This is a genomic window from Lutibacter sp., from assembly GCF_013139515.1.
GTDB lineage: Bacteria > Bacteroidota > Bacteroidia > Flavobacteriales > Flavobacteriaceae > Lutibacter.
In genome coordinates, this window is record NZ_WTAR01000057.1 from 1 (window position 1) to 4,648 (window position 4,648).

At 31.7% G+C, this 4,648-nt stretch carries 4 protein-coding genes; 1 reads left to right on the top strand and 3 read right to left on the bottom strand.

From position 1 onward, the window contains the following. The 3 genes from GQ540_RS05915 to pgk all read right to left on the bottom strand — a co-directional run. A partial coding sequence (locus GQ540_RS05915; protein ID WP_291798740.1) for an alginate export family protein occupies positions 1 to 1,067 on the bottom strand: 1,067 nt, incomplete at its 3' end. Positions 1,068 to 1,209: 142 nt separating this feature from the next. Beyond that, positions 1,210 to 2,247 carry an aldo/keto reductase gene (locus GQ540_RS05920; protein ID WP_291798744.1) on the bottom strand — a complete coding sequence of 346 codons (1,038 nt, stop codon included), beginning with the start codon at positions 2,245 to 2,247 and terminating at the stop codon, positions 1,210 to 1,212. Between the two features lie 164 nt (positions 2,248 to 2,411). Beyond that, on the bottom strand, positions 2,412 to 3,599 hold the full coding sequence (gene pgk, locus GQ540_RS05925) for a phosphoglycerate kinase (protein ID WP_291798747.1): 1,188 nt from the start codon (positions 3,597 to 3,599) through the stop codon (positions 2,412 to 2,414). 135 nt (positions 3,600 to 3,734) lie between these two features. On the opposite strand from pgk, the gene GQ540_RS05930 reads away from it, so the two are divergent. Further along, on the top strand, positions 3,735 to 4,648 hold a 914-nt coding region (locus GQ540_RS05930), incomplete at its 3' end, for a DNA polymerase III subunit delta' (protein WP_291798750.1).

The window sequence follows — 4,648 nt, forward strand, 5'->3', positions numbered from 1 at the left end:
ATTTCAGTACCTAATTGCTTGTCAGCGTCCTCAGCAATTTCAGCTTGTGCAGAAAAATTATGTACAAAAGCTGTTAAGCTTGATTTATCTCCTAACTTCGTTGAAATTTTAGCGTAAACATCAACTAAACCAACATTGTTTCCGTGGTTTCCAACATAGAAATAATCCATAAAACCATTGAATTTATGATTTGTTCCGTAGAAAGGTGTAAAAGCATTGTTCTCATCACCAATTGAAGCATTATCATTTCCAGATTGAATTTCAAAACCTAAACCAAAGTTAACTTTAGCAGAAGCTTTGTATCCTAAATCTAAACCGATTAAGTAAGCGCTTAAATCGTTATCTGCAACATCTTTACCAGATTGTAAATAAGCATTTGCACTGAAGCTTAAGGCGTCAGAAGCTTTATATTTCATGTGAGTTCCAAAAGTTTGGCTGTAACGAACTTCATCAGCATCAATATTTTGTAAACCATTATTTAAGAATAAGAAACTAGCTTTAAAGTTACTCCATTCTTTATGGTACCAAGCATATTGCATTGCTTTATAATTTCCTCCAACTGTGTATAAATTCCCAAATAAAGCTTGAGTGTCTTGATTGTAAGCAAGTCCTAAATCTAATTTATAGTTTTCGTTTCCAAATTTAAAAATTGCAGCGTCATGGCTACGTCCTTGTTGTGCCCAACCAACGTTTCCAAACATACGACTATCATCATAAATTATTTCTTGACGACCTAATTTTACAGCAAAATTTGGACTAAATTTAACTTTACCCCAAGCTTGATGAATTGCTAAACTATTGTTGTTTTCGCCTAGCTGTTTTACATCTCCCCAAACTCTTACATCTTGTAAGCTTACAAAAAATGTGTAATCTTCAGAAACAAATTTTGTATTTAAACGTGTACGTTGAGATACAAATAAGGCTGCATCAACATCATTTGGCGTTAAGGTTTTATACCCATTTCTGAATTCTGCACGTGGTCTTAATTCACCACTTAATGTTAGTTGAGCAAAACTTTGTACTGCTACTAACGCTAAAACTGCTACTACTAAATTTTTAATTTTCATCTTTTTTTAAATTAATGTTCATTGTAATAATTGTTACAAAATAACAACAGGTTTCAATATAAAAAGATGATTTATGTCAGGTATTAAGATATAAATATCTTAATACCTATTTCCTTAGTAAAAACAATACTTTAAACGGTTTTTAAGGTGCAGGATTGGGTTGAAATTCTTGAATATCGTCTATTTTTTTCAACGTTTCTTGAGACAGTTTTATATGGATGCTGCTTATGTTCTCTTTTAGTTGCTCCATAGATGTTGCGCCAATTATATTTGAGGTAACAAATGGCTGCTGTGTAACAAAGGCTAATGATAATTGCGCTAAGCTAATAGTTAGCTCTTTTGCTAAATCAGCATATTTTTGAGTTAAATATCTAGACTCATCACTATTGTATCTCGAGAATACTGGAAATAACTTTAAACGTGAACCTTCAGGCATATTACCGTCTAAATATTTCCCCGATAGCATTCCAAAAGCCATTGGTGAATAGGCTAATAAACCTACTTTTTCTCGCATTGAGATTTCAGCCAAGCCAATTTCATAAGTTCTGTTTAATAATGAATATGGGTTTTGAATTGTTTTACAGCGTGTTAGTTGGTTTTTGGCACTCTCATCTAAATGACGCATTAAACCCCAAGGTGTTTCGTTTGAAACTCCATAATGACGGATTTTCCCCTCTTTTACCAAACTATCTAACTTCTGAATAATTTTCTTAAAATTATCATCCCATTTTTCATCAAAATTGTGTTGATAATTTCTTTTTCCGAAGAAGTTTGTTGAACGTTCTGGCCAATGTAATTGATACACATCAACATAGTCTGTTTTTAAACGTTTCAAACTTTTTTCCAACGCATCATCAATTGATGCATTAGAAAACCCCATATTCTCTCTTATATAACTTAACCCCGGATTTGGACCTGTAATTTTAGTTGCTAAAACTAGATTTTCACGTTTTTGATGTTGCAACCAACTTCCAATAAACCGTTCTGTACTTCCTTGTGTTTCTTTACTCCCAGGAACTGAATACATTTCAGCAGTATCAATAAAATTAATACCCTGCTCTACTGCGTAATTTAATTGTTCGTGAGCTTCACTTTCGGTATTTTGTTCTCCAAAAGTCATCGTTCCTAAACAAATTTCACTCACTTTTATATCGGTGTTATCTATTTTGGTGTATTTCATTTTTTTGATTGATTTGTTAAATCATTTATTTATGTACTTTCTGAATTCAAAAGTAATAATTTCAATTCAGTAAAAAAACCATTTCCTTTTGAAAGAAAATGGTTTTTAATTTTAATATGAGATGCTGAATCAAGTTCAGCATGACGTTCTTTTTAAGCTTAAATTTACTTTAAAATAGCTTCAATTCCTGGCAGGGTTTTCCCTTCTAAACTTTCTAACATTGCTCCACCACCGGTAGATACGTAGCTTACTTTATCTGCAAATCCAAATTGTTTTACAGCTGCAACAGAATCTCCACCACCAACTAACGAAAATGTTCCGTTTTTAGTAGCTTCTGCAATAGAGTTTCCTAATGCAATTGTACCTCCTGCAAAGTTTTCCATTTCAAAAACTCCTAAAGGACCGTTCCATAATATTGTTTTAGATTTTTTTACAATTGCATCAAAAATTTCTCTTGATTTTGGACCGGCATCAACACCCTCCCAACCATCAGGAATATCATTTATATCGCAAATTTGTGTATTTGCATCGTTGCTAAAATTATCTGCAGCAATAACATCTACTGGAATATGAATTTGCACGCCTTTTGCTTCTGCCTGTTTTAAAATATCTAAAGCCAACTCTTGCTTATCGTCTTCACAAATTGAGTTTCCAATTTTTCCTCCTTGAGCTTTAATAAAAGTAAAACTCATTCCACCACCAATAATTAGGTGATCAACTTTGTCTAAAATATTTTCAATAACTGTAATTTTTGAAGATACTTTTGCACCACCTAAAATAGCTAGTACAGGTTTTTCACCTTCTTCTAATATTTTTTTAAGACTTATAATTTCTTGAGCCAATAAACTTCCAAAACATTTGTTTTGAGAGAAAAATTGAGCTACAATTGTTGTTGAAGCATGTGCTCTGTGTGCTGTTCCAAATGCATCGTTTACATAAATGTCTCCTAATTTAGAAAGTTTTTCTGCAAAAGCTACATCTCCTTTAGTTTCTTCAGCATAGAAACGTAAATTTTCAAGTAATAATACTTCTCCCATTTGTAATTCTGAAGCTGCTTTTTCAGCAATTTCACCTACACAATCTGAAGCAAATTTTACATCAACTCCAATTATTTCAGAAACTTTATCTACAATGTGTTTTAAAGAAAATTTATCTTCAGTACCTTTTGGTCTTCCTAAATGCGACATTAAAACAACAGCTCCTCCATCTTCTAAAATTTTAATAATTGTTGGTTTTGCAGCTTCAATTCTTGTAATATCAGTAACTGTAAAATTTTCGTCTAAAGGCACATTAAAGTCTACACGAATTAATGCTTTTTTTCCTTCAAAATTTATGTCTTGTATTGTTTTCATTTTTCAAATATAATTAGTTGGACAAATATAATTCAATTTACGCTAAGGGTTTAAGTTTTTTACGAAAGCGATTTCTTTAAAATATTAAATCCTATCTCAATTTATATTTGCTGAAAATGTTTTACTTTCGCTTTAATGAATTTTTCTGAAATTTTAGGGCAAGAACATTTAAAAAATCACTTAATTAAATCTACCGATAATGGTAGAATTTCACATGCGCAATTATTTGTTGGCAAAGAAGGTTCTGGAACTTTACCAATGGCTATTGCTTATGCGCAGTACATATTGTGCAGTACTAGTGATGATAAAAAAGCTAGTGTTTTAAAATGTTCTAAACTAGCTCACCCAGATTTACATTTTGCGTTTCCGGTTGCAACTAATGAGTTTATTAAAACACACCCTGTAAGTAATTTATTTTTAGAAGATTGGCGAGATTTTATTCGTTTAAATCCATATGGAAACCTGTTTGAATGGTTACAATCTATTGGAATTGAAAATAAACAAGGACAAATTGGTGTTCATGAAGCTGAAGAAATTGTAAAAGCTTTAAAGCTAAAATCGTACGAAGGAGGTTATAAAATTATGATTATTTGGATGGCTGAAAAAATGCATACTTCAGCCGCAAATAAACTGCTAAAATTAATTGAAGAACCACCTGAAAAAACTGTTTTTTTATTAGTTACTGAAAATGAAGAACAAATTATAACAACTATTAAATCTCGTTGTCAGGTTTTACATTTTCCCTTACTTTCTGAAGCTGATATTGCAAATTTTTTAATTGAAAAAGAAGGAACTGATGAACCAATTGCTAAGCAAATTGCACAACAAGCTGATGGAAATTTTAATAAAGCATTGCATTTATTACACAATGATAATGCCGATGAACAATTTGAACAATGGTTTATTACTTGGGTACGAGCCGCTTTTAAAGCGAAAGGAAATGCCTCTGTTATTCAACTGTTAATTGAATGGAGTGAAACTATTGCAAAAACCGGAAGAGAAACTCAAAAACGATTTTTAAATTACTGTTTACAGTTTTTCAGACAAGC

Coding starts and splice junctions, on each gene's coding strand:
- GQ540_RS05920 (WP_291798744.1), bottom strand. CDS start 2,247: ATGAAATACACCAAAATAGATAACACCGATATAAAAGTGAGTGAAATT.
- pgk (WP_291798747.1), bottom strand. CDS start 3,599: ATGAAAACAATACAAGACATAAATTTTGAAGGAAAAAAAGCATTAATT.